General features: G+C 62.3%; 22 protein-coding genes. 12 read left to right on the top strand and 10 right to left on the bottom strand.

Annotated features, from left to right (window positions below; translation table 11 throughout):
* Positions 1-38: 38 nt before the first annotated feature.
* Entirely contained in the window at positions 39-1,139 is a 1,101-nt protein-coding gene (locus tag GRI38_RS00605; RefSeq protein WP_160681094.1) for an alkene reductase, read from the top strand.
* A gap of 23 nt (positions 1,140-1,162) precedes the next feature.
* Here GRI38_RS00605 and GRI38_RS00600 read toward each other — a convergent pair whose 3' ends face one another.
* Positions 1,163-1,561: a hypothetical protein gene (locus GRI38_RS00600; protein WP_160681093.1), complete on the bottom strand. Its 399-nt coding sequence runs from the start codon at positions 1,559-1,561 to the stop codon at positions 1,163-1,165.
* Positions 1,558-2,250, bottom strand: coding sequence for a lipoyl(octanoyl) transferase LipB (gene lipB, locus GRI38_RS00595; RefSeq protein ID WP_160681092.1), 693 nt, complete (start codon positions 2,248-2,250; stop codon positions 1,558-1,560). The genes GRI38_RS00600 and lipB overlap by 4 nt, the downstream gene beginning before the upstream one ends.
* 90 nt (positions 2,251-2,340) lie before the next feature.
* Between lipB and GRI38_RS00590 the strand changes: the two genes are divergently transcribed.
* Positions 2,341-3,159 carry a hypothetical protein gene (locus GRI38_RS00590; protein WP_160681091.1) on the top strand — a complete coding sequence of 273 codons (819 nt, stop codon included), beginning with the start codon at positions 2,341-2,343 and terminating at the stop codon, positions 3,157-3,159.
* Positions 3,160-3,168: 9 nt separating this feature from the next.
* On the opposite strand, the gene GRI38_RS00585 is transcribed toward GRI38_RS00590, so the two are convergent.
* Positions 3,169-3,825, bottom strand: coding sequence for a class I SAM-dependent methyltransferase (locus GRI38_RS00585; RefSeq protein WP_160682367.1), 657 nt, complete (start codon positions 3,823-3,825; stop codon positions 3,169-3,171).
* 94 nt (positions 3,826-3,919) lie between these two features.
* On the opposite strand from GRI38_RS00585, the gene GRI38_RS00580 reads away from it, so the two are divergent.
* Positions 3,920-5,317: an MFS transporter gene (locus GRI38_RS00580; protein ID WP_237487293.1), complete on the top strand. Its 1,398-nt coding sequence runs from the start codon at positions 3,920-3,922 to the stop codon at positions 5,315-5,317.
* Here GRI38_RS00580 and arsC read toward each other — a convergent pair.
* The gene (gene arsC / locus GRI38_RS00575; protein WP_160681090.1) at positions 5,314-5,658 is read right to left on the bottom strand and encodes an arsenate reductase (glutaredoxin); all 345 of its coding nucleotides are present in this window, start codon (positions 5,656-5,658) and stop codon (positions 5,314-5,316) included. The genes GRI38_RS00580 and arsC overlap by 4 nt on opposite strands.
* A 159-nt stretch (positions 5,659-5,817) precedes the next feature.
* On the opposite strand from arsC, the gene GRI38_RS00570 reads away from it, so the two are divergent.
* Entirely contained in the window at positions 5,818-7,917 is a 2,100-nt protein-coding gene (locus GRI38_RS00570) for a TonB-dependent receptor (protein ID WP_160681089.1), read from the top strand.
* Here GRI38_RS00570 and GRI38_RS00565 read toward each other — a convergent pair.
* Genes GRI38_RS00565 through GRI38_RS00555 form a run of 3 tightly spaced genes read right to left on the bottom strand, consistent with a single transcriptional unit; the run spans position 7,914 to position 9,477 of the window.
* Positions 7,914-8,483, bottom strand: a complete 570-nt coding sequence (locus GRI38_RS00565) for a (2Fe-2S)-binding protein (protein ID WP_160681088.1) — start codon at positions 8,481-8,483, stop codon at positions 7,914-7,916. The genes GRI38_RS00570 and GRI38_RS00565 overlap by 4 nt on opposite strands.
* A gap of 11 nt (positions 8,484-8,494) precedes the next feature.
* Positions 8,495-8,713 (bottom strand): PF20097 family protein, encoded by a 219-nt coding sequence (locus GRI38_RS00560; RefSeq protein ID WP_160681087.1) that lies wholly within the window; start codon positions 8,711-8,713, stop codon positions 8,495-8,497.
* Positions 8,713-9,477 (bottom strand): class II aldolase/adducin family protein, encoded by a 765-nt coding sequence (locus tag GRI38_RS00555; protein ID WP_160681086.1) that lies wholly within the window; start codon positions 9,475-9,477, stop codon positions 8,713-8,715. Before GRI38_RS00555 ends, GRI38_RS00560 begins: the two co-directional genes overlap by 1 nt.
* A 137-nt stretch (positions 9,478-9,614) precedes the next feature.
* Between GRI38_RS00555 and GRI38_RS00550 the strand changes: the two genes are divergently transcribed.
* The 8 genes from GRI38_RS00550 (at position 9,615) to GRI38_RS00515 (ending at position 19,292) form a co-directional block, all read left to right on the top strand.
* Positions 9,615-10,973 carry an MATE family efflux transporter gene (locus GRI38_RS00550; RefSeq protein ID WP_160681085.1) on the top strand — a complete coding sequence of 453 codons (1,359 nt, stop codon included), beginning with the start codon at positions 9,615-9,617 and terminating at the stop codon, positions 10,971-10,973.
* Positions 10,974-11,055: 82 nt separating this feature from the next.
* On the top strand, positions 11,056-13,431 hold the full coding sequence (locus GRI38_RS00545) for a chemotaxis protein CheA (RefSeq protein WP_160681084.1): 2,376 nt from the start codon (positions 11,056-11,058) through the stop codon (positions 13,429-13,431).
* The gene (locus GRI38_RS00540) at positions 13,428-13,862 is read left to right on the top strand and encodes a chemotaxis protein CheW (protein WP_160681083.1); all 435 of its coding nucleotides are present in this window, start codon (positions 13,428-13,430) and stop codon (positions 13,860-13,862) included. The genes GRI38_RS00545 and GRI38_RS00540 overlap by 4 nt, the downstream gene beginning before the upstream one ends.
* Before the next feature lie 57 nt (positions 13,863-13,919).
* The gene (locus tag GRI38_RS00535) at positions 13,920-14,285 is read left to right on the top strand and encodes a response regulator (protein WP_160681082.1); all 366 of its coding nucleotides are present in this window, start codon (positions 13,920-13,922) and stop codon (positions 14,283-14,285) included.
* A gap of 14 nt (positions 14,286-14,299) precedes the next feature.
* Entirely contained in the window at positions 14,300-15,394 is a 1,095-nt protein-coding gene (cheB, locus tag GRI38_RS00530; RefSeq protein WP_237487292.1) for a chemotaxis-specific protein-glutamate methyltransferase CheB, read from the top strand.
* The gene (locus GRI38_RS00525) at positions 15,385-16,248 is read left to right on the top strand and encodes a CheR family methyltransferase (RefSeq protein ID WP_160681081.1); all 864 of its coding nucleotides are present in this window, start codon (positions 15,385-15,387) and stop codon (positions 16,246-16,248) included. Before cheB ends, GRI38_RS00525 begins: the two co-directional genes overlap by 10 nt.
* 144 nt (positions 16,249-16,392) lie before the next feature.
* Positions 16,393-17,928 carry a putative bifunctional diguanylate cyclase/phosphodiesterase gene (locus GRI38_RS00520; RefSeq protein WP_337191209.1) on the top strand — a complete coding sequence of 512 codons (1,536 nt, stop codon included), beginning with the start codon at positions 16,393-16,395 and terminating at the stop codon, positions 17,926-17,928.
* Positions 17,929-17,930: 2 nt separating this feature from the next.
* Entirely contained in the window at positions 17,931-19,292 is a 1,362-nt protein-coding gene (locus GRI38_RS00515) for a methyl-accepting chemotaxis protein (protein ID WP_237487291.1), read from the top strand.
* Between the two features lie 14 nt (positions 19,293-19,306).
* Here GRI38_RS00515 and GRI38_RS00510 read toward each other — a convergent pair whose 3' ends face one another.
* The 3 genes from GRI38_RS00510 to GRI38_RS00500 are packed head-to-tail and all read right to left on the bottom strand — an operon-like array spanning position 19,307 to position 24,455.
* Positions 19,307-20,812 carry a tryptophan 7-halogenase gene (locus GRI38_RS00510; protein ID WP_160681079.1) on the bottom strand — a complete coding sequence of 502 codons (1,506 nt, stop codon included), beginning with the start codon at positions 20,810-20,812 and terminating at the stop codon, positions 19,307-19,309.
* Positions 20,809-22,836, bottom strand: coding sequence for a glycoside hydrolase family 97 protein (locus GRI38_RS00505; protein ID WP_160681078.1), 2,028 nt, complete (start codon positions 22,834-22,836; stop codon positions 20,809-20,811). The genes GRI38_RS00510 and GRI38_RS00505 overlap by 4 nt, the downstream gene beginning before the upstream one ends.
* A complete protein-coding gene (locus tag GRI38_RS00500) occupies positions 22,827-24,455 on the bottom strand; it encodes an alpha-amylase family glycosyl hydrolase (RefSeq protein WP_160682363.1) in 1,629 nt (542 codons plus the stop codon). Before GRI38_RS00500 ends, GRI38_RS00505 begins: the two co-directional genes overlap by 10 nt.
* Positions 24,456-24,458: the final 3 nt, after the last annotated feature.

The raw sequence follows: 24,458 nt of genomic DNA, 5'->3' as shown, positions 1-24,458 counted from the left end.
TGGCAAACCGAACCAATTCATCCACGAAGGACCAGCCTATGCACGACGTTCTCTTCCAACCCCTGACGATGGGCGCTTTCGAGGCGAAGAACCGCATCTTCATGGCGCCGCTGACACGCGGTCGCGCTTCGCAGCCCGGTTTCGTGCCGAACGAGATGATGGCGACCTATTACCGGCAGCGTGCTTCGGCGGGACTGATCATTACGGAAGCGACCGGCATCAGCGTCGAGGGGCTCGGCTGGCCCAATGCGCCCGGCGTATGGAGCGAAGAGCAGACCGAAAAGTGGAAGCTGTCGACCGGCGCCGTGCATGAGGAAGGTGGCCTCATCGTCTGCCAACTGTGGCACATGGGCCGCCTCGTCCATCCCGACTTCCTCGGCGGACAGCCGCCCCTCTCTCCCAGCGCGACGACCGCCCCCGGCCACGCGCATACGCCCGAGGGTCGCAAGGACTACGAGCAGGCTCGCGAGATGACGAAAGAGGACATCGCCCGCACGATCGAGGATTACCGGAAGGCTGCCGAGAATGCGAAGGCGGCGGGCTTCGACGGTGTGCAGCTGCACGGCGCGAACGGCTACCTCGTCGACCAATTCCTGCGTGACGGAACGAACAAGCGCACCGACGAATATGGCGGGTCGCCGCAGAACCGCACGCGCTTCCTGCGCGAAGTGCTGGAGGCGCTGATCTCCGTCTGGGGTTCGGACCGGGTCGGCGTCCGCCTCTCGCCCAACGGGGATTCGCAAGGATGCGACGACAGCAACCCGGCAGAGACGTTCGGCGCCGCCGCGGAAGTGTGCGAGGAACTGAACCTCGCATTCGTCGAACTGCGGCAGCCGGGTCCCGATGGTACGTTCGGCTCGACCGACGTGCCCAAGCAGGACGGCGTCATTCGGGCCGTCTATTCGGGCGCACTCGTTCTCAATTCCGACTATGACGGAGCCGAGGCGGCGAGCGATGTCGAGAGCGGACGCTGCGAAGCGGTCGCCTTCGGTCGTCCGTTCATCTCCAACCCCGATCTGCCCGCACGCATTGCCGCCGGGACCGAGTTCGCCCCCAATGTCAACGTTCCGCAGAGCTGGTATCTGCCGGGCGCGGAAGGCTACACCGACTATCCGACGATGGAAGAGGAAGCTGCCTGAGGCCTATCCCGGCCTGACAGGACCTATTCGACAGCCTCGCCGTCCGGCGGTGGGGCTGTTTCCTCTTCAGAGGTTGTCGGTTCGCTTTCCGCCGGTTGGCTCGCATCGCTTTGAGCAGGCTCGGTCGCCGGGCGAGCCGTGGGCCGGGACGTGGCGCTGCGGGTCGTTTCCGCATCGCCTTCCGCTTCTTCGGGCGCAGGACCCGAAAGCGTCGCCGGGCGGTCGGGCAATTGCGACGGGGCGCCGACTTCGCCGGTCGGCAGCATCTCGTCGGTGACCGAACGTTCGAGTATCTCGCCCGACAATTGTTCGTTGCCGTTCTGTTCAACGACAGGCGCGTCGTTCCCGTCGCCGCAGGCTGTCAGCAGCGCGACGCTCGCGAGAAGGGCGTAAAGGGGCAGGCGGTTCGTTCTCTTGGTCATGGCAATCGCTCCTCGGCACCGCCGACGGCAGCGAGGAAATCCCCCAACCGTAACCGCAGTGCCTCGTCGAAATCTGTTTCGCTCGCCGCATAGCCCAGTTCGGCGAGGCTGGTCACGCCGAATTCCGCGATACCACAAGGCACGATGCCCTCGAAATGCGAGAGATCGGGGGCGATGTTGACGGAAAAGCCGTGCAGCGTCACCCAGCGGCGCACGCGCACGCCGATCGCGCCGATCTTCGCTTCGCGCCCGTCGGGTCCGTCCGTCCAGATGCCGATCCGGCCCTCCGCGCGCCATGCCTCGCATCCCAGTTCGCCAAGCGCGGCGATGACCCATCCCTCGACCGAATGAACGAAGCGGCGCACGTCGCGGCCACGTTTCGCGAGGTCGAGCATGAGGTATCCCACGCGCTGACCCGGACCGTGATAGGTGTAACGGCCCCCGCGACCCGCATCGATGACTTCGAACCTCGTATCGAGCAGTTCCGCCTCACCCGCGCTCGTTCCGGCGGTATAAACGGGCGGGTGTTCTAGCAGCCAGATCCGCTCGCGCGCGGTTCCTTCCCGGATAGCACGGCTGCGTTCCTCCATTGCGTCGAGTGCATCGCGATACGGAACACGTGCTTCTTCGCACACCCATTCGGGCAAAATATCGTCGCTTTCGAAGGTTTCGGGGACAGCGGCGGTCATGAAACGCGCTTGCGTTGAAATCCGGCAACGATCAAGGGTATTCGCGCATCGGCCGGCTCGCCCGGCCAGCAACTATGGATGGGAAAGACGATGGCATTCGACATGAACGGGGCTTGGAACGAGGCGGTTCGCCTGTTGCGGCGCAATCCCGAATTGCTGGCTTTGATCGCCGGCCTGTTCGTCTTCCTTCCGACGCTCGCCATCTATCTCATCGAACCGCAGACGATGGCCGTGCCTTCCGACCTCGACCAGGCCAACCCGATTCCGCAGCTGACCGAGTACTTCCAGACGGTCGCAGGCTGGATGATCGCCTTACAGCTGGCCCAATATGCCGGGCTGTTGGCTATGGTCGCGCTGTTCGCGCGGCGCCGCCCGACGGTCGGGGATGCGATCAGGAACGGTCTCGTCGCGCTCGTGCCGCTGATCCTGACGCAGTTGCTGATAACCTTCGGCGTCATGATTACCGCCGCGCTGCTCCTGTCGCTTTTGAGCCTCGGCGGGGCGGCTGGTGCGACGATCGGCATGGTGTTGCTCTTCATCGCGGCATTCTATTTGACGGCGCGCCTGTTCCCCGTCGTCGCCGTCATCGTGTTCGAGAAGCGGTTCAATCCCTTGAAGGCGATCGGCGAGAGCTTTCGCATGACCCGCGGGGTCGGTGCCCGGCTGCTTGCCTTCCTCGCCTTGCTTGCAATCGCATGGATCGTCATCTCGCTGGTGCTGAACCTGCCCGTCGCCCTGATCGCGGCACTTGTGGCCAATCCCGAGGTCGCCCTGTTCGTCGATGCGTTTTTCGGGGCGCTGCTGTCGGCGATCGTCACCGCGGTCATCGCTGTGCTCGTCGTAGCGGTGTTTCGCCAGCTTTCGGCGGGCAGGGAGGAAGCGCCCTCGCCCGACCGCCGGGACAGCTAGGTCGGAGAGTTAGGCCGGCTGGCCCTTCCAGCCCCAGAAGAGCTTGCAGGGCAGGACGTTCCAGAGTTCGAAACCCTGGTCGATATGCGCAAAATGCTGCGCCATGAAATCGCGCGCCTTGTCGGAGAACTGATAGACGAGGAACGCTCCGCCGGGCCGCAGGACGCGGTGCGTCGCGGCAGCGATGGCCGGACCCACCCCGTCGGGAAGCGTCGAGAAGGGCAGGCCGGAAAGCACGTAGTCCGCATGTTCGTGGCCGTGCGACTGCACGATCGTCTCGACATGCTCGGCCGATCCCTGCACCGCATGAAAACGCGGATCGTCGATCGTCCGGCGCAGATAGCGGATGTAGAGCGGATTGGTGTCGATCACCACGAGGCGTCCGTCCGCCGGCAACCGATCGAGCACCGGCTGGCAGAACGTGCCGACGCCCGGGCCGTATTCGACGAACAGCTTGCACTCGTCCCACTTCACCGGGGCGAGCATCTTCTCGACGGTAAAGCGCGAGGACGGGATGATCGAACCGACCATCTTGGGATGCTGCACGAAACCCTGAAAGAAAACGCGCCAATGGTCGAGCAGCCGTGCGACACCAGTTCGTCGCCTGGCGACATTCGCCGCCTGCTTGGGATCGTAGTCGTTCAAATTGATATCCTTCGAGCGCATCTGCGACGTGGAGCGCAGCCGTTTGGCGGGATGCTTTCCCAAATTAGCTTCGCGATTGCAAGCACGAGCAGCACGCCGTAACGCCGGGCGGGCCATGAACGAGAACGCACCGCCACCGCAGATCCCGCAGCGCGGTGCCGCACGTCCGCAGACGATTTCACGCGGTCGGATGATGCTTTTGTTCGCGGTGATGCTGACGACGGCCGCGGGAAATACCGCGATGCAGTCGGTCATGCCATCGATCGGAACCGCCCTCGGCGTGAACGACGTCTGGATCAGCCTCGCCTATACCTGGTCGGCGTTACTCTGGGTCATTTGCGCTCCGTTCTGGGCGCGTCGGTCGGACCAGCGCGGGCGCAAGGCGATGATGACGCTGGGTCTCATGGGCTTCATCGTATCGATGGCGCTATGCGGTCTCGTCATGTGGTTCGGCCTTGCCGGAGCCTTGCCGGTCGTATGGACGCTCGTCCTCTTTGCGCTGTTTCGAAGCCTTTATGGCTGGTTCGGCAGCGCCGCTCCGCCTGCGGTGCAGGCCTATGTCGCCTCACGCACACCGCGCAGCGAGCGCACGCAGGCGCTGTCGCTCATCGCATCGAGCTTCGGCCTTGGCACGGTCATCGGCCCGGCCCTCGCCCCGCTCATGGTGTTCCCCGGCCTCGGCCTCGTTGGTCCGTTCGTCGCCTTTGCGCTGCTGGGCGTGGCCGCACTCTTCGCGTTGCGCCTTCGGCTGCCCAATGACGAGCCGCAATTCGCTGCGCGCGGTCGCACCTACGATGCGCCCTGGGGTGCGAGTTCGACCGACGAACAGGCGAGCGAGGAACTCGTCGAAGACGTAGTGGACGAGGACGAGGAGGACGAACCGCCCGCCCCCGTGCGCTCCGGTTCGAAGCAGAACATGGGCTGGTGGGAGCCGCGCCTGCGCCCCTGGGTCATCGCCGGATTGCTGGGCGGCCATGCACACGCGATGATCCTCGGCCTGACGGGCTTTCTCGTGCTCGATCGCCTCGGTTTGAGAAGCGATCCGGCGGCGGGAACGGGACCGGTCGCCATCGTCCTGATGTGCGGAGCCGCGGCGACGTTGCTCGCTCAATGGGGCGTCATTCCCCGCTTCAAGCTCGGCCCGCGAGCCGCCACGCTGGCGGGCGTGCTGCTGGGCGGGCTCGGCGCCGTGTCCATGCATTTCGCGCAGGATTTGCACGCGATCTCGCTCACCTATGCTGTCGCCTCGCTCGGCTTCGGCCTGTTTCGGCCCGGCTACAATGCAGGCGCTTCGCTAGCCGTCACGCGCTCGGAGCAGGGAGAAGCATCGGGCATCGTCGCCTCGATCACCGGCGCGGCCTTCGTGTTCGCGCCCGCGCTCGGCGTGTTCCTCTACAATATCTCGGACTGGTTCGCCTTTCTAACCGTCGCCCTGTTATGCGGCATCGTGTTCGCCATGGGCTGGCGCAATCTGACCCTCGACGAGATCGCGACGAAGGACCGCGCGACCTAGAGGATTTCCTCGACCCGCTCCTTCGGACGACAAAGGCGCACGCCCTTCTCTGTTTCGACGAGCGGTCGTTCGATCAGGATCGGGTCCTTCTCCATCGCTGTTAGCACCGTTTCGTCATCCGCGTCCGGTAGCCCCCGTTCCGCTGCATCTGTTCCACGCAGGCGCAGCCCCTCGGCTGGGCGAACCCCGGCGTCCCGATATAGCTGCGCGAGTTTCTGACGGCTCGGCGGGTCCTTGAGATATTCGATCACCTCGACCTGCACGCCTTCGCGATCCTCGAGCATTGCGAGCGTATTGCGCGACGTGCCGCATTTCGGATTGTGCCAAATAGTGGCCTTCATGGGCTTCTCCCTTTTCCTGTCCCATTCGGATTAGCCTGTGTCGAACGGGCATTTCAGCAAAAATCTTTCCCGCATTGTAAATAGCGGTTGCAAGTGCGAATTATTCTCAATAGCAGCGCCTCACGAAACGAGAACGATTCTCAATAAGGGGGTTACCTAATGAAGTCCGTCACTAATCGCAGCCTGCTCGCCGTCACGGTCGCGCCGCTTGCACTTGCCGCAACGCCGGCGTTCGCCGCAAGCGACAATGCCACAGAAGCCGCCGAGCAGGATCGCGACTATCTGCCGACGACGATCGTCGTCGTTGGCCAGAAGGAAGGCTATGGCGGCGAGGACGGCTCGAGCGGAACGAAGACCGAAACTGCCCTGCTCGACGTTCCCCAAAGCATCACCGTTCTGACCGAGGACCAGCTGGAAGACCAGAGCCTGCGCCAGTTGAACGACGCGCTGCGCTACGTTCCGGGCATTACGCTGGAAACGGGCGAAGGGCATCGCGACGAGGTCTTCATTCGCGGTCAGGAAACCACGGCCGACTTCTATCTCGACGGATTGCGTGACGACGCGCAGTATTTCCGCCCCCTTTACAATGTCGAGCGGGTCGAAGTCCTGAAGGGTCCCAACGCCCTCATCTTCGGACGCGGGGGCGGCGGCGGCGCAATCAACCGCGTCAGCAAGACGGCGGACGTTGCGACCCGCTTCGTCAATCTCGATGCTTCGGTCGATACGTTCTCGGCCTTTGCGCTGACCGGCGACGTCAATCTCAACGCAGCGGAGAATCTCGGCCTGCGCGTGACCGGCACTTACGAGGAGTTCGACAACGACCGCGACTTCTACGAAGGACGCTTCATCGGCATCACCCCAACGATTACCGCACGGCTCGGCGCCAACACCCGCCTTACCGCTCACTACACGTATGACGACGACAGGCGGGTCACCGATCGCGGCGTTCCTTCGCTCGGCACGGGACCGCTCACCGGATATGACGAGACGTTCTTCGGCGTACCCGGTTTCAACGAAGCGCGCGCCGAGGTTCACATCGCACGCAGTCGCATCGACCACGACTTTTCGGACGATCTCCACATCAACGCGTCTGTCCAGTACGCGAATTACGACAAGGTCTATGCCAACGTCCTGCCGCGCGGAACGGATGGCGAAACAGTCTCGCTCGGCGGCTATCAGGATTTTACGCAGCGCGAGAACCTGATCGGGCAGGCCAATCTGGTCTGGGAAACCAAAACTGGCCCGCTCGACCACATGCTGCTCGTCGGTATCGAGGGAAGCGTTCAGGACACGCAGAACGGCCGCTATGGCGTCGCTCTGTCGCGAAATTTCGTTTTTCTGACGGACCCCTACGATTTTCCTGAGGTTTCGCTGACCCCGATCTCTCGGTCGCGCGACAGCGAGCTCAAGGTCTTCTCGGCCTATGTTCAGGACCAGATTTCGTTCGGAGAATTCGTCGAAGTTATCGCGGGCCTGCGCTATGACCGGTTCGATCTCGACACATACGACATTCTGGCGGATGAGCGCGGCCAGCGGGTCGACGAACTCGTCAGCCCGCGCCTCGGTCTGATCGTCAAGCCCGGCGAAGGGCTGTCCTTCTATGCAAGCTACGCGGAGAGCTTCCTGCCGCAGGCGGGCGACCAGTTCACCTTCCTCGACCCGGCATTCGACGAACTCGAGCCGGAGAAGTTCACCAGCTACGAGATCGGCGTCAAATTCGCCCCAAAGACCGACCTCCTGTTCACCGCTGCGCTGTTTCAGCTCGACCGGACGAATACCCGCTCGACCGATCCCCTAACCAATCTCGCTGTCCTGACCGGCGAGAGCCGGGTCCGCGGCGGCGAAGCAAGCATTGTCGGCAACATCCTGCCGGTCTGGCAGGCAAGCCTCGGCTATGCCTATCTCGACGGAGAAATCCTGACGGATTCGATCTTCGCGGATGCCGGAACCACCCTTCAGCAGACCCCGCATCACCAGTTCACCGCATGGAACCGCTTCTACGCGACCGATCGGCTGTCCTTCGGTCTGGGCGGCATCTATCGCTCGGAGCAATTCACCAGCTACACGAACGAAGTCATCCTCCCTGACTTCCTGCGCATCGATGCCGCCGCCTATTACGAGGTGAACGAGCGGGTGACCGTGCAGCTCAACATCGAAAACCTCTTCGACGAGGACTACTATGCAAGCGCGCATGGCGACAACAACATCCAGCCGGGCGATCCCTTCCATGCCCGGATCGGCGTGCGGTTCGGCTTCTAAGGTTCGGCATCCTCTTCGCGTCGGGCCGGGGCGACCGGCCTGATCGCGGGGACGCTGCGCGCGGCGTCTTCCGTCGAGATGCCCGAAGTGGGCGCGGCCGTGATCGTCTCGCTGCGCCGTGCGACGCGCCCGGCCCGCTCGATCGCTTCGACGAGCCGCGGATAGACGCCGCAGCGGCAGATATTGGGAAGTGCGGCCTTGATCTCGTCAACGCTGGGCGAGCGGTTCTGTCTAAGGAGGGCGCTCGCCGCCATGACGATGCCGGGCGTGCAGAAGCCGCATTGAATGGCCTGCTCTGCGACGAGCGCCTGCTGCACAGGTTGCGTGCGATCAGCGCCGAGCCCTTCGATCGTGGTGATGATCCGCCCTTCGGATTCCGCGAGCGTGATGAGGCAGGAGCGCAGGGGAGCACCATCGACATGGACGATGCACGCGCCGCAATCGCCATTGCCGCAGCCGAATTTCGTGCCCGTCAGATTGGCTGCGTCGCGCAGCGCGTGAACCAGCGGAGTGCGCGGGTCCATGTCGAAATCGAGGGGCCGCCCGTTGACGGTCATCGCTACCATGAGTGAATTACCTATTCTGCGTAGAAATCGATGAGATGGCAGCGTTCGCAGCGATAGGCGATAACGTCGCTTAGCTGCTTCTTGTCGATCATGAGCATTCCGGCCCAGTTCCGCTCCGGCTTGCCGGGATACCACTGGGCAACGACCTGCCCGCCGCCGCTGTCACGCCCGAGCGAAATACCTTGAGCCATCCTGCCGCCGCATTTGTGGCAGGATTTCGCACTTTCCATCAGTTCCGCCAGGAATCGTCGATCTTGTCGACCCGGCGCTTCCATGCTTCGAAGTCGAACATTCCCGCACCGCCCTGGCTGCTCATCTGCGCAAGGTCGCGCTGGTGAACGTCGACGACGTCCTGCGTAACGACCTGCGCCTTGCCCTGCGAAAGAGTGGCAACCTGGATTTCGCACGCGCGCTGGAGCGACCACATCGTGAGGAACATCTCCTGAATGGTCTTGCCCATCACGACGGGTCCGTGATTGCGCAGCATCAGAACCTTGTGCTGACCGAGGTTCTCGACCAGCCGCTCGCCTTCCTCGGGACGCACGGTGACGCCTTCGAAATCATGGTAGCCGATGCGGTCCTGAAAGCTGCAAGCGTAGAAATTGGTCGGCAGCAGGCCGTCTTCATGACTGCATACGGCCATGGTCGCGGTCGTGTGGACGTGACAGATCGCATTGGCACGCTCTCCCAGATGCTTGTGAAAATGAGCGTGCTGCGTGAAACCGGCCTTGTTCACCATGTAGGGCGAATTGCCGACATTGTTGCCTTCGACGTCGATCTTCACGAGGTTGGACGCCGTCACTTCGTCATAGAGCAGACCAAAGGGATTGATGAGGAACGTATCGTCTTCGCCCGGAATCTTCAGCGAGATGTGGTTGTAGATCGATTCAGACCACCCCAGATGATCGAAGATGCGATAGCACGCCGCCAGGTTCTGCCGCGCTTCCCACTCTTCCTTGCTGCAATCCACCTGCGGTTTGATCTGCGTCGCCATGAGGCCATCTCCATCGTTTCGTTTCCCGCACTATCGCACGAAGCACGACCGCCGCACAAGTTCGGCGCGACCCCGCCCAACCCCCGGCGGGGAAAACAGTTGCGCTGGCCGCGGCTCCCGATAGTGCAGGTCCCTCGATGAGCGAGAATGCCAAACTCACCCGCGGGAGTATCGTCGGGCATCTCGTGACGCAGACCGCCCCCATGGTGCTGGGCGTCGCGGCGATCATGTCGATCGGGCTCGTCGATGCCTATTTCATCGGACAACTGGGCGCTGCCGAACTCGCCGCCATCTCCTTCATCTTTCCGATCAGCGTCGCGCTGACGAGCCTTGGTGTCGGTGTCATGGTGGGCATCAATTCGGTGATTGCCCGCGCCCTGGGCGAAGGCAATGACGAACGCGCCCACGAGCGCGCCAATGTCGGCATCGTCTTCGCCGTCATGCTCGGGGCGGCCATGAGCCTGCTGCTGTTTGCGCTGCTCGATCCGCTGTTCGGTCTCATGCAGGCCGACGAAGAGACCTTGCCGCTCATCCGGACCTATATGCAGCCCTTTGCCCTCGGCTTCCCGCTGCTCATGGCGATCATGGGACTGAACGGCGTCCTGCGCGGACAGGGAGAGGCCAAGAAGACATCCATCGTCTCCCTATCCTATGCCATCGCCAACTGGATACTCGACCCGATCCTTATAACCGGGGCGCTCGGCTTCGAGGGGCTCGGGATCGTCGGCGCTGCCTATGCGACGCTGGCCGGCTGGGCGGTCGGTATTGCGACCGGCTACATCCTGCTGCGGCGGACGCCCCTTCCCCCGCAATTCCGAAAGCTGGGCGGCGCGGATATCGGCAGTTCCATTGCCGCCATCACGCGGGTTGCCGGTCCGGCATCCTTCTCCAACGCGATCAACCCCATCGGCCTTTCGGTGCTGACGGCCCTCGTCGCGGTCGAGGGTCAATCGGCGGTCGCGGGTTTCGGGGCGGCCGGGCGCCTCCAAAGCTTTGCGGTCGTGCCCCTTCTCGCGTTGTCCGGAGCGATCGGCGGCATCGTCGGTCAGAACTGGGGCTCGGGCAAGCTCGACCGTGCGAACAACGCCTTTCTCTATGCCAGCGGTTTCTGCATCGCTTACGGGCTTTCGATCGCCTTGGTGCTTGTCTTCGCGGCGGAGTGGTTCGCGGGCCTGTTCACTGACAGCGAGGCCGTCGTCGCGCAGTTCACGGCGTATCTCGGCATCGCTGCCTGGGGGTACGCGGGCTATGGGCTGCTCATCGTAAGCAATGGCGCATTGAACGCCATTGACCGCGCTGGCTGGGCGCTTGCGCAGAGCTTTGCCCGCGTGTTCCTCGTCATGCTGCCGGTCGCCTGGCTCTTGCGGGCAAGCTGGGGCGCGGAGGCGATCTATGCGGGCGAACTGGCGGCCAATCTGGCAGGCGGAGCGCTCGCGCTTGCCATGACATGGTGGCTGCTGCGCCATCACGGGCAAATGCGACCTTCAGCTACGTAATCGACCTCCGATCACCGTATAATTATATTAACCAACATCGGTCATATCGCCTGTTCCTGAAGGTTTTGACGGAAAGTGCGACATGGACGACCTGCTGGCGGATTTCGTAGCCGAAACCCGTGAAATGCTGGAGAGTATCGAAGGCGAGATCATCGCGTGGGAAGCCGATCCCGGTGACCGCGAGCGTCTCGATTCGATCTTCCGCTTCGTCCATACCGTTAAGGGCAATTGCGGCTTCTTCGATTTTCCTCGGCTCGCAAAACTCAGCCATGCCGCCGAAGGTGCGCTCGGCGAAGTGCGCTCCGGCAGGCGTGCGGCAAATGCTCGCCTCGTCACCGCGGTCCTTTCCGTCATCGACCGCATTGCCGCGATGGTCGACGCGATCGAGGCTAAAGAGGAATTCCCCGAAGGCGGCGACGAAATGCTCGTCTCGGCCCTCGAAGACAGCGAGGGTGCCGTGCTCGACGTCGCGGCGAGCCACCCGCGCGAAGAAGTCCAGACCGCGCGTGCGAGCCAAAGCTCCGCAGCGCCCCGGTCGATCCGGCTTCCCGTCGAATTGCTCGATCGCGTGATGAGCGGCGTGTCCGACATGGTTCTTGCGCGGAACGATCTGGCGCGGCGCCTGCGCGAAACACCCGATGCGGGGGCGCTTGACGGTCCGTTCGAGCGCCTCTCCGGTATTCTTTCGGAAGTGCGCGAAGGCATCAGCCAGATGCGCATGCACCATATCGACCACCTCTATCAGTCATTGCCCCGACTGGTGCGCGATCTGTCGAACGAACTCGGCAAGCAGGTGATGATCGACTTCGAGGGCGGCGATGTCGAACTCGACCGCGAGATCATGGAGATGATCCGCGACCCGATGACCCATCTGCTGCGCAATGCGATCGATCACGGAATCGAAACCCCGTCGCGGCGCATCGCCGCCGGCAAGCGCGAGATCGGTCTGCTCAACGTCAGCGCGCGCCATTCGGGCAACGAGATCAGGCTGACCGTCACCGACGACGGGAAAGGTCTCGACCCGGCGAAAATCGTCGCCAAGGCGATCGAGACCGGCGTCGTCACCGAACAGGAAGCCAGCCGTCTTTCGAACGAGGAAAAGATCAACCTCATCTTCGCGCCCGGCCTCTCCACTGCGGAGGAGGTGAGCGAAATTTCCGGACGCGGTGTCGGAATGGACGTCGTGCGCGCCAATCTCGAACGCATCGGCGGCTCCATCAAGGTTACTTCCAAGCCCGGCGAATTCACCAGCTTCCAGTTGCAGATACCCCTGACGCTTAGCATCGTCGCTGGCCTCACGGTGCAGGCGGGCGGACATCAGTTCGCTATCCCGCAGAGCTATGTTCTGGAAATCGTCCGACGCCGCTCCTCTTCCGTCGAGACCACGACGCTAGGGGCGAACCGCCTCGTCAAGATTCGCGGCAATCGCATACCCTACCTCGCCCTGCATGACGTACTGGCACTTCCGAAGAACGCTGGCAAAGACGAGGGGGAAGCGTCGGACCTCGCCGACATTCTCATCCTCGTGCACGTAAGCACCGGCGATCGCTTTGCGCTCGGCGTCGATTCGATCTTCGATTACGAGGATCTGGTCGTCAAACCGCTCGCCCCCGCGATCATGGCCACCGGCTTCTATTCCGGCTCGACCCTGCTCGATAACGGTACACCGATCCTCATGCTCGACATGAGGGAGATTGCGGCGAAGCATAATCTCGTCTCCGCGACGCGCGCATCGAAGTCGCCCTCGCTCGAGGCAGACGCCAAGAAGATCGTGAAGAAAGCCGCCGAAGTCATGACCTTCGAGACGTTCGACGGGCTCGAATGCGCCGTGCGGATGCCGATGGTCCTGCGCATCGATACGATCGATCCGGCGACGATCGACTATCACGGGAAGGTCGCGCAGACGATCATCGACGACCGGCTCATGCCGCTGGTCGGGATCGGGCCGCAGCATGAAACCGAGGAAACGGTACGCACACTGCGACTGTCCGACGGCACCAGCTCGCTGCTTTACGCCGTGGCGCGCATTTCCGACACGCAGCCGCTCACTTCCGAAATCGTCCCGAGCGACGACCCTGCCTATGAGGGAACCGTCCTGTTGAACGGTCGCCCGGTTCGCCTGATCGACGGCCACCAGCTGTTCGCGAAGTTCGCTCGTCCGGACGAAGCAAGCAACGGGCTGTCCTGCGCATTGCCGGACGACGAATGGTCGAAAGCCATTCTGGAACCGTTGGTCGTCGCCGCTGGCTATCGCGTCGAGCGCAATGTCGAAAACTGCGATGTCGCCATCGTCATGGGCGATGCGCCGCCTGCGCAAACCGAACAAGCAGCGGGCCGCGTCATTCGTCTCCGCGAAACCGAAATCGCCCGCGAGAGCGAGCAAGGCACCGTTTACCGCTACGACCGCGACGCGCTCGTCGCTGCCCTGTCCCAGGCAACCGGAGGGAACGCCGCATGACCGAGATGCTGCTGATTGCCAATATCGACGGTCGCCGTGCCGCGATACCGGCTTCCGAAATCGCTTCGGTGATCGAGATCGAGGAGATCGTCGCCGTACCCATGGCACCGTCCCACATCGTGGGTCTTACCGCCATGCGCAGTCAGGCGTTGACCGTCGTGTGCTGCCGTTCTTCGCTGGGCCTGGTGCCCATGCAGTACAAGCGCGGCGACCGAGCGGTCGTCATCAAGATCGACGGACACCAGTATGCTCTGCTTGTCGACGAGGTCGAGGGGGTCGTCATGTCGTCCTCGGAACCTGAACCGGTCAAGGGCGGGTTCGGCGAACACTGGAACCGGGTTGCGCTCGGCAAGGTTGAGACGTCCGGGGAGCCGGCCGTGCTCATCGATCACAAGCAGATCGTAAAGGGGCCGCAAGCCCTCGCGGCTTAAAGGAATAGTTACCACTGTCGCTTAGGCAAACACACGACAAAACAGGGTTGGCACGAAATGAAAAACTGTCTGGTAGTCGATGATTCGCGGGTGATCCGCAAGGTCTCGCGGCACATTCTCGAAACGCTCGGCTATTCGGTTTCCGAAGCCGAGAACGGTCAGGAAGGCCTCGAGCGCTGCGAGGAATCGATGCCCGACGTCGTCCTTCTCGACTGGAACATGCCGGTCATGACCGGGATCGAGTTCATCACGCATCTGCGCCAGCGCGAGGGAGGCGACAAGCCCAAGGTCGTCTTCTGCACCACCGAAAACGACGTATCCCATATCCGTGAGGCGATCAGTGCCGGGGCGGACGAATACGTCATGAAGCCGTTCGATCACGAGACGCTTCAGATAAAGCTGCAACTGGTCGGTATGGGCTGAAGGAGGCCCGACCGATGAACGCTCACGCCAGACTTGAGACCGACCGGACAGACGCCACGCCGGCTATTCGCGTCATGGTGGTCGACGATTCGCTGACCATTCGGACTATCTTCTCACGCATAGTGAACGCCGATCCGCGCCTCACCGTCGTCGGTGATGCCGGCACGGCCGAAAAGGCGCTGATGAAGCTGAAAATGGCGCCTGTCGACGTCATCATGCTTGATCTCGAAATGCCTGGCATGGGTGGGCTCGAAGCACTTCCCAAGATGCTCGAAGCCTGTCCCGAGGCACAGATCCTCGTCATTTCGGCGCTGACCGACGAAGGAGCCGAACATACCATTTCGGCCCTTTCGATGGGCGCGGCGGACACGATGCTCAAGCCAATGCCGGGCAAGTTCGACGAAGATTACAAGCGCGCCCTGATCGAGAAGATCTTCGCGCTAGGAGGCGTGCAACCGGCGGAAGGTATCGCAGCCAAGCAATCCGCACCCCCCCAGCAGGCAAAATCATCCGAACAGCGCAAGAGCGGCAAGATCCTGGCGATCGGCGCATCTACCGGCGGCATCCATTCGATGAACGTGGTGCTCGGCGGGCTGGAGCGCGATTTCACCGCGCCGATCCTCATTACCCAGCATCTTCCCTCGTCCTTCATGGCGGTCTTCGCCCGGCAGATCGCGGTCGCTTCGGGCAGGCATACCGTCGTTGCGGACCATGATATCGAACTTGCAGCCAACACGATCTATATCGCCCCGGGTCAGGCACATCTGACCGTTCGCCGCCGCGGAAACCGCTATGTAACTGCGCTCGATTACGCGCCGAGCCGCTCGGGTTGCACGCCTTCGGTCGATCCGATGCTGCATAGCCTCGCTGATGCGACCGACGGGCATGCAACCGCGCTAATCCTTTCGGGAATGGGCCGGGACGGCATCTACGGCGCAACCCATCTGTTCGAAAGTGGTGGCACCATCCTCGCGCAGGACAAGGAAAGCTCGGCTGTCTGGGGAATGCCGCGCGCCGTCGCAGAAGCAGGCCTTGCGAAAATCGTTGCCACTCCCGAACGCCTCGCCGAGGAAATTGCTCTGACGATGGACGCATCGGCATGGAGATAAGCGCAGCGTCCCAGGACTATATCCGCGACCTCCTTGAGACCCATACCGGCCAGCAGATCACGGACGAGCGTCGTTGGCGGATCACGACCGCACTGGCCGGGATATTCCGCGAATACGGTATCAGCAATGTCGATCAACTCGTCTGCCTCCTCACGATGCCCGGGCAAGCCCAGCTCGCACAGCGGGTCGTCGAGGCGCTGCTCAATAACGAGACCTATTTCTTCCGGGATTTCCCTTATTTCGAGACGTTGAAGAACACGGTTCTTCCCGAACTGCGCGAACGTCGCGCCGATAGCCGCCGGTTGCGAGTCTGGTCCGCGGGATGTTCGACCGGGCAGGAAGCGCTCAGCCTTGCGATGATCTTCAGCGAACAGGCTGAAGACTGGCGCGACTGGACGATCGAAATCATCGGCAGCGACGTTTCGCGCAAGGCGATCGAGACGGCCAAGGCCGCGACCTACAGCCAGTTCGAAATCCAGCGCGGCATCAGCGTTGCGCAAATGCTCAAGTTCTTCAGCGAAAGCGAGCAAGGGTGGCAGGCCGATCCGAAATTGCGCAGCATGACTCAGTTCCATGTCGCCAATCTGCTTGAGGCGCCCGGCCCGGCCCTGCCATACGACATCGTTCTTTGTCGCAACGTCCTTCTCTATTTCGAGGCAGCGACACGCGCGCGAGCCTTCGAACGCATACATCACAGCCTTGCAGCCGATGGCTGGCTGATGCTGGGCGCGGGCGAGACGGCGCTGGGCCAAACTTCTCTTTTCGAGCCGGCGCAGTGCGGTAACGCGCTTTATCGCCATAGCTGCGAAGCGGTGACGCGGCGGCGCGGAACGCCGCGCAGCAAGGCGGCCTGAAAGTCTTTCCAGCGGCGGGTAAGCACCGAAAACGAAGGTAAATTCGCGCTTTACGCTTCATTAGCGAATAGTGGTTAACACCGACAATCGAGAGATTTGGGGGAAGTCCGCAAAAGGCGGCAGACTGCATATAAGGGGTGACGCGTGAAATCAGGTTCCGGCATCGGCAGCATGGGCTCGCGGGCCTTCATCGTCCTGCCGCTTATCGTCCTGTCCGCTCTCTTCGTGGTGATCATCGGCATGCTGGTCGCGACAGCCACCATCTCGTTCAAGGAGCACGGCTCCATCGTGTTCTACGGCAGCCTGCTGTATTTCAGCGCGGTCTTCATGATGTACCAGGCAGGCATCAGCGGCCTCAAGAAGATGCACCGCGCCTCGCTCACCGACCACCTGACCGGCCTTGCCAATCGTAAGGCGTTCCATCTCGATATCCAGGAATTCGGGAACGCGCAGACCGAACTCGCTGTCGCCCTCATCGATCTCGACGGGTTCAAGCAGATCAACGACCATTTTAGCCACGTCGTCGGCGACCGGGTCATCGAGGAATGTGCGCGTCAGGTTCGAGCAATCTGCGCCGACGAGGCGACCTGCTATCGGCTTGGCGGCGACGAGTTCGTCCTCATGATGCACGGACCGCTCGCCGGAACCCTGCTCGAAGGCATTTCGCGCAGTATTCTCGAACGCCTGACCATGCCGATCGAGGTCGAAGAACGCCGGATAACCCTGGGCGCAAGCATCGGTCTGTCGCGTAGCGGCACAGGCGAAAATGTCGGCTCGTCCGAATTGCTGCGCCGCGCGGATGTTGCGATGTATGTCTCGAAGCGCGGCGGAAAGATGCGCTGCACCTGGTTCAGCAAGGATTTCGATCGCAGCCGCGAAGCGATCCGCGAAATGGACGATCAGCTTCGCGTTGCTCTGACCAATGACGAATTCGTGCTGCATTATCAGCCGCTCGTCGATGCGAGGAACCGCGAAGTGGTCGCCGTCGAAGCCCTCATCCGCTGGAACCACCCCGAGAACAAGGCCGTCGGCCCGCACGTCTTCATACCCGTTGCCGAAGAAACGGGTCTCATCAATCCGATTGGCCTGTGGGTGCTGCGCCGCGCATGCCTCGACGCGCTCTCGTGGCAGGACATCAAACTGTCGATCAACATTTCCGCAGCCCAGTTGCGCAATCCCGAATTCCCCGTTCAACTGGGTCACATCCTCGAGGAAACCGGCTATCCGGCAGAGCGTCTGGAACTCGAAATCACCGAGACCTGCCTCGTCCTCGATCCTGTCGTCGCCGAACGCAGCCTCGACGTCATTCGCGGTTTCGGCGTCAACGTGGTGCTCGACGATTTCGGTACCGGCTACGCCTCGATCGGTTTTCTGCGCCAGTTCCGCTTCGAGAAGCTGAAGCTCGACCGCTCGCTCGTCGTCCAGGCAGGCGAGGATGCAGGAAGCCGCGCGATGATGCTGTCAACGATTACCGTCGCGCGAGCGATGCAAATGGACGTGACCGCCGAGGGCGTCGAAACGCAGGAACAGGCGGACATGGTCCGCGCCGCGGGGTGCGACCAGATTCAAGGCTGGCTCTACTACAAGGCGATGCCTGCCGCCGAAATTACCAAGCTGCTGGCAAAGACAACTGCCGACGATAATTCCGAACCCGCTCCCATGACTGGAACGACAGCATGAACATGATGTCTCATGAATTCGACGCCCCTTCGCAGGCTGCGCCCTTCACCTATGCCGACGACATCGGGCCGGTGACGCGCTTCTATCGCGAACGCCCCACGCCGCAAAAAGTCGGTCTTACGATCGGTGTGCCCGCTGCGATCATGCTGGCGACAAGTGTTACCGCGATCTGGGGCTTCTCCCGTATCGAGGAGATTGCGAAGAGCGGCGGGGCGGACGTTGCCGAACGCATCCACGGGCTCGAAACCATCCTGACAGTGGTGCTGGTCATCATTGCACTTGTTGGAATTGCTGCGACCTTGGCCCTGTTCAAAGTTATTCAGACCGACATTGTCGGGACGAACCACAATCTGAGCGACGCGATGCGTCGCATTGCCAATGGCGAAACCAATATCGTCGTGCCCTGCCGGGGCCGGGTCGACGAATACGGAACGATGGCGGATGCCCTCGAATCTTTCCGCGAACACGCAATTGCCTTCGAGGAAGCACGCCGAGAGAAAGAAGCCCTACGCGGACAGCAGGAAACGCAAATTTTGCGCCTCGCAGCCGATTTCGAGCGGACCATCGGCAGCGTCGTAACGAACGTCTCGAGCGCGTCGGTGCAGCTCAATACGACGGCCAGCGAATGGGCCCGGAACGCGGAACTCTCGAATTCCGAGACCGAGCGGGTCGTCGCCGCAAGCCAGGAAGCCTCCGTCGGCAGTACGGCAGCGGCGACGGCCAGCGACGAATTTGCCATGTCCATCGGAGAGATCAGCCGACAAGCTGCCACCAGCGCCGAACTGGCCCGCGCTGCCGCGGATTCCGCTGACGAGGCCGATTCCGCGATTTCAAACCTCTCTGCCTCTGCGGAACAGGTCGGCCAGATCGTCGAATTGATCCAGTCAATCGCCCAGCGCACCAATCTGCTTGCGCTGAACGCTTCGATCGAAGCGGCCCGCGGCGGTGAAACGGGACGCGGCTTCGCAGTTGTGGCTTCCGAAGTGAAGGAACTCGCCACGCAAACGAGCAAGGCGACCGAGGAAGTCGCTGCGCAAATCCGTGCCATGCAGGATTCGACGGGGGCGAGCGTTTCCGTCCTGCGCTCGCTCAACAAGCAGATCCAGCAGCTCGAAACGACTGCCATTTCCATTGCTACAGCCGTCGACCAGCAATCGGTTGCCGGACAGGATCTCGCACGCAGCATCGACATCGCCGCGCGAAGCACCGACGAAGTTGCAGAGCGGGTCGGCAAGGTTCGCGACATGACCGCCTCGACGGGCAGCGCCGCAACACAGGTGCGTCAATCGAGCGACGAACTGGCTTCGCAAGCAAAGCTATTGCGCGGTCACGTCGACACCTTCCTGAAGCAAATTCGCAGCTGATCGCGTCCGTCAGTTCAATCGGCAGGACCGCCGATGCCGGCTGACGGAAAGTTGATCGTGCAAGCCTTCATCATCGCGTCCAGTCGGCTCATCTCCGCCGGCTGAGCCTGCGGCGGGCACGTCACGAACTTCTCCTGCGGCGGGAAGCTGCCGTAACCTGCGAACAGGCAGTGCCAGCTGGCGCTCGAATAAGCCTGAACCGGATAGAGTTCGACGTTCGCAGCACCGATGTCCTTGTGCGTGAACCAGGCCGTCATCATCGCCTTCAGCCGATCGGAAAGTTTCGAATTCTCGGCATTCTCTCGCCAGTAGGAGCCGTCCGAGCGCTGGTTGAGCCGATAATGCGCAACGATGTAATCGCGGATCGCATCGTAACGTTCGGCGATCTGGTCATTGAAGCGATCGCGATATTTCGCCGAAAACCCGCCTTCCTCGTAGGCGTCGGCAAATTCCGTCGCGGTCGCGATGACGATGTGCAGCGCCGTCGCTTCCAGAGGCTCAATAAAGCCTTGCGACAGTCCGGCGGCGAGGCAATTCGCCGTCCAGCTCGTTTCGAGCCGTCCGACGCGCATCTTCAGAAAGCGCGCCTCCGCGGCAGGGTCGCGCAATCCGGTGGCCTCTCGTAGTTCGCGTTCCGCATCCTCGTCCGAAATATGACGCGAGGAATAGACATAACCGTTTCCGGTCCGTCCGGTTAACGGGATGGACCAGCGCCAGCCGGCAGACATCGCGACGCTTTCTGTCTGGGGACGAAAGTCTTGCGGTCGCGGTCCGGGCAGGACGACGGCCCGGTCATTGAAGAGGTTGTCGTCGAAGGAGCGATATCGCGCCCCTAGCGCACCTTCCGCGATGATCGCGCGAAAGCCTGAACAATCGACGAAAATGTCGCCGTCCAGCCGACGACCGTCATCGCATAGCAGCGCGGCGACGTTGCCGTCCTGATCCAGCGGCACGCCTGTCACCTTCGCGGCGACATGCTCGATACCGCGGGCGGCGCCCCATTCCTTTAGGAACGCGCCGAGCTTGTAGGCATCGAAATGATAGCCGTAGCTCGGGGCAAACGGAAAATTCTCCGAAGGGTGCGGCGATCGACCGAGTTCCGCAAGCCTCGCCGAAAGGAAAAACCGGTCGGGCAGGCAGGCAACGTCGAATGCGCGCCGGGCCAATGCGCAATTTCGCAGGAAAGCCGGTTCGGAATGAAGGTCGACGGGTCCGGGAAAGGGGTGGAAGTAGCTTTCGAAGCCGGGCCGCTCGCTCCAGCCGGTAAAGCGGATGCCGAGCTTGTAGGTAGCATCGCAGCGGACCATCCAGTCGCGCTCCGCAATTCCCAGATAGTCGAACAAGGCCTTCAATTGCGGGGTTGAGCCCTCGCCGACGCCGATGATGCCCGTAGCGGGGTCCTCCACGACCGTCACGCGGCCGCCGCGCTCGCCCCATCGGCGATGCAGCAGGCTTGCGGTAATCCAGCCTGCGCTCCCGCCGCCAAGCACGACGACATGCGGGGGAGTCGGTTCGCTCACTCCGGGACGAGTTCCATGGCGAAGCCCCCGGCTCGCGCGATCCGCAGATCGATGCTGTCGCCGGCGCGTAAGGTGCTCGTTTCGACATCCATCGCATGGCGGTTCGAGCCAAGGCCGTCCGCATCGGCGCCATCGCGCCAGATCGTCGCGCGATAGCTCCGCCCGATTTCAAGGAAATCGAGGTCGACGCTGACGGTCCGCGCCTCCTCGTCCGTGACCCCGCCCACATACCAGTTTTGCGACTTGCGGTCCTTGCGCGCCATCACGGCGTAGCGTCCGATCTCGCCGTCGAGCACCTTCGTCTCGGACCAGTCGACCGGAACCCGCTTCACGAAATCCAGGGCTCGCGGCCGGGCGGCAAGATTTTCGGGCAGGTCCGCCGCCATCTGGATCGGCGAATAGATGACGATGTAGAAGGCCAGTTGGCGCGCGAGCGTCGAGGGAATATCCGGCGCGCTCGCATCGCGACCTTCGAGGCTGAAAACGCCCGAGGTGTAGTCCATCGGTCCCGACAACAGGCGGGTCCAGATCATCGTGGGCACATGATCCGGCTGATTTTTGGGTACGGCCCAGGCGTCGTATTCGGCACCCCGGGCGCCTTCCCTGCTGACCCAGTTGGGATAGGTCCGGCGCAATCCGGTATCCTTGACGGGCTCGTGCGGATTGACGGCGATCTGGTGCTCGGCCGCTTCCTTCACTACGCGAAGATGATGGTTCACCATTTCCTGCCCGTCATGCCAGACGAACGTCTCGCCGCCAGAGTCATTATCGGCGATCACCCCGCCCGCATCCGCGACATAGCCAGTTTTGACCGCATCGATGCCGAGCCCCTCGTAAAAGGCCATCGCCGCCTCGAGCTGCCTTTCATAGTTCTTGATGTTGCCGCCGGTCTCGTGATGGCCGATGATCTTTACGCCTTTTTCGTCGGCATAGCGCGCGACTTCGACGATGTCGAAATCGGGATAAGCCTTCGTGAAGTCGAACTCGCGACCATTGCCGAACCAGTTACCGTCCCACCCGACGTTCCAGCCTTCGATCAGGACACCGCGAAAACCGTTGGCGGCTGCGAAATCGATGTGACGCTTCGCATTGGCGGTCGTCGCACCATGCCGCTCCCCGCTGGCCCAGCTCGACTTGTCGAGGTGCATTTCCCACCAGATGCCGATATATTTGTGCGGAGTGAACCAGCTTACATCGCCCAAGGCATTGGGTTCGTTGAGATTGAGTTCGAGATCGCTCTCGTAAAGGCCCGCCGGATCGTCGGCGATGCGGATCGAGCGCCACGGCGTGTGGAAGGGAGCCTCGCGCACGACCTTCGGACCCCGCGGACTGGGCGCCAATTGCGCGCGAAACCTCGTGTCGGACATGCGGCGCAGCCACATGCCCGAATAATCGACGAGCGCCGCTTCATGTAGCGAGACGTAGGGCCCGCCCTCCAGACGGAAAGTGATGGGCGTGTGCGCCGTCGATACGGCACTGGCCGGGGTTTCGCTGTAGAGATATTCGTAACGGTTCCAGTCGCCGGCCGGGATCCACCATGCCGTTCCGTCCGATGCGAAATTGAACTCCGTCAGTTCCTCGGCAATGTTGGCCGTTTCGAAATGCGGCTGCTCGGGAAACTCGTAGCGAAAGCCAATCCCGTCGTCGAAGACCCTCAAGCGCACGATGATCCGGCGCGGCGTATCGTCCTTCTCGGCGAACGTCAGCGCAAGTTCGTTGTGCCGGTCGGTTACGAATTGCCGCTCGCCCCACGGCTGTTCCCAAACGGTGTCCGCGCTGTTGCGCACTTCGCCGACGATTTCGAAATTGCGCCGCATCGGATCTGCGTCGGTGAAATTGAAGCCGAGCTGCGATTTGGCGACGACCGGTTCGCCGTCCAGCGCAACCTCGTAGAACGGTATGCCCTCCCCGTCCGCATCGAGGGTCACCACGATCCTGCCATCGGGCGAGGCGATCGTTTCAGCCTGTGCCGCCGTCGCCGTCCAAAGGGCCGTTCCAACGGTCAGCAGAGTGGTCAGTCGCATGATGTTTCCTCGATGATGATTGCCCCGAACGGTCCGAGCATCAACGCATCCGATCCTTCGAGCGAAAAGAGCACTTTGCCCGTCCCATTGCCGTCCAGTTCGCGCGTCCGGTCACCGAGATTGAACAGGCAGCGCAGGCGCTGGTCGGGCGTGGTGCGGATGATTTCCAACAAGGCTCCGTCCGTTCGACATGAGCGAACATCGCCGATCTGCAGTGCCGGATTTCGCTTGCTCAAGCGCAGGACGTCTCGCGTGAAATTCAGGAGAGAGCCCGGCTGGCCGTCCTGTTCATCGACGGCTTTCTCCCGATTGAGAGGTCCGACCGGCAGCCAAGGTTCGCCCCTCGTGAAGCCAGCGTTTTCCTCTTCGGCGCTCCACGGCATCGGGGTACGAGCGCCGTCACGCGAAAGGGTCAGCGGCCAGTTCGCGATGGCTTCGGGATCATGCAGCTGGTCGAAGGGAATATCGACCTGTGTCAGTCCCAGTTCCTCGCCGTAATAGATGATCGCGTTCCCGCGCAGGCTCATCAGCAGCAGCATCTTCAAACGCGCGAATTCGTGCCGCTGGTTCGCTTCGCACCAGCGCGACAAGGCCCGGGGCGCATCGTGGTTCTCGAAGGCCCAGCTCGGCCAGCCGACATTGTCCTCGGCCGGCCACTCGGACAGCGCGGCGCAGACGAGTCCCGGCGTGAACACGTCCGCATAAAGGAAATTGAACCCGTAAGCGGAATTGAGATGCCGGTTGTCCGCGGTAAAGGCTTTCATTTCCGCCTCCGCTTCGTCGCCCCCGACTTCGGCCACGGTGAAGATTGCGTCGTAGCGATCGGTCAGTTGCCTGATCCTCGAAACGAACTTGGCAATGTCGGGATGCGACTGATTGTAGCGGCGGATCTGGTAATCGAATGGTCGGGTGCGCGGCCGGTCGCTCGGCGGAGCGGGCGGATTGTCGCGTAGTTGCGGATCGTGCATCAGGAAATTGAGGGCATCGATCCGGAACCCGTCGACGCCCTTGTCCAGCCAGAACCGGGCGACGTCCAGCATTGCGGCCTGAACGCCCGGATGATGGCCGTTCACCTGCGGCTGGCTGCTCAGGAAGTTGTGCAGATAATACTGCCCGCGGCGTGCGTCCCACGTCCATGCGGGGCCGCCGAACACCGATTGCCAGTTCGTCGGCGGTGAGCCGTCTTCCTTCGGATCGGCCCATACATACCAGTCGGCCCGGTCGTTCGTCTTGCTCGCACGGCTTTCCGCGAACCAGGGATGCTCGTCGGAGGTGTGCGAATAGACCTGATCGATCAGCACCTTCAGTCCGAGTTCGTGAGCCCGGCTGACGAGCGCATCGAAATCCGCAAGCGTGCCGAAGATCGGATCGACATCGCAGTAATTTGCGACGTCGTAGCCGAAGTCCTTCATGGGCGAAGTAAAGAAGGGCGAGATCCAGATGGCATCCACGCCGAGCGAGGCGACATAGTCGAGCTTCGACGTAATGCCCGGAAGGTCGCCGATCCCGTCGCCGTTGGAGTCCATGAAGCTGCGGGGATAGATTTGGTAGATCGCTGCCCCGCGCCACCATTCGCGATTGCCTGCGGGCGCATCCTCGACGGTCTGATCGGACGCCATCAC

The organism is Parapontixanthobacter aurantiacus (assembly GCF_009827635.1).
Classification (GTDB): Bacteria; Pseudomonadota; Alphaproteobacteria; order Sphingomonadales; family Sphingomonadaceae; genus Parapontixanthobacter; species Parapontixanthobacter aurantiacus.
This window is presented reverse-complemented; position numbering and strand designations above follow the sequence as displayed.